The sequence below is a fragment of the Nonomuraea sp. H19 genome (assembly GCF_052068215.1).
In the GTDB taxonomy this organism is placed as follows: Bacteria; Actinomycetota; Actinomycetes; order Streptosporangiales; family Streptosporangiaceae; genus Nonomuraea.
This window is the reverse complement of sequence record NZ_JBQHCV010000137.1, coordinates 1-849: the sequence shown is the minus strand read 5'-3', so window position 1 is coordinate 849 and position 849 is coordinate 1. Positions and strand designations below refer to the sequence as shown.

General features: G+C 64.2%; 1 protein-coding gene. It reads left to right on the top strand.

What is annotated here, in order from left to right; all coding sequences use genetic code 11:
• The first annotated feature begins 280 nt into the window (after positions 1–280).
• Positions 281–814 carry a VOC family protein gene (locus ACTMTI_RS56935; protein ID WP_441129419.1) on the top strand — a complete coding sequence of 178 codons (534 nt, stop codon included), beginning with the start codon at positions 281–283 and terminating at the stop codon, positions 812–814.
• Positions 815–849 lie beyond the last annotated feature (35 nt).

The window sequence follows — 849 nt, the reverse complement described above, 5'->3', positions numbered from 1 at the left end:
GTAACAACGACAGCGTCTGTCGGTCAGTTGCGACAGCGATCGTTCAGCGCGGGAGACGATGTCGGTGAGAAGAAGCAGCGCTCTTGGGCTTGCGGTGGGACGATGAGTGTGCGCCGCAGGGTGAGGGTGCGCTGGGCCGGTCTGGACACCGGCAGCGGTCCGGACCGGGCCAAGCTGGCCGCTATAGAGACGGTCCAAGCCAACGAGCTGGACCCGGCAGGGCGTCCCTGGGCCGCTATTGCGGTAGGAAACTGACCGCAATTATCTCTAGCCTCGCGGCATGGAGATGACTAAGCAAGATCCCGAACCCCGGGGTGAGAACACCGTTAACGGATTCGTTGTCGTTGACGGAGCCGCGCCTTTCATCGACTTCCTCGTCGCTGTCTTTGATGCGAATGAGCGGGGGGAAGCCCGCACCCCTGACTTCTACGCCGGAGACGGAACGCTGATCCACGCCGAAGTCAAAATCGGCAACTCGTTGCTCATGGTCGCTGACCGTAAGGCCGGCTGGCCGTTCACCCCGGCCCTAACCCAGGTGTACGTCGCCGACCCCGAGGAGACGATGCGCAGAGCGGTCGAACGCGGTGCGACCGTCGTCACTCCGGTGTCTCCCTTCTACGGCGGGTACGGCATCGCCCGGTTCCTCGACCCTTGGCACAACCTGTGGTGGCTGTTCTTTCCGGCGGCGGAAACCAATCCGGCGGCCGGGGAAGAGCCGGGCTGGGAGGAATCCGCTGAACCCGGCACTGTATACACGACGCTGCTCGAGACGATGGTCACGCTGGCCGACCCCGGTGCTGGTGGCACCGGATAACCTGACCGGCATGTGGGATCTTCTGCTGCGGGGCG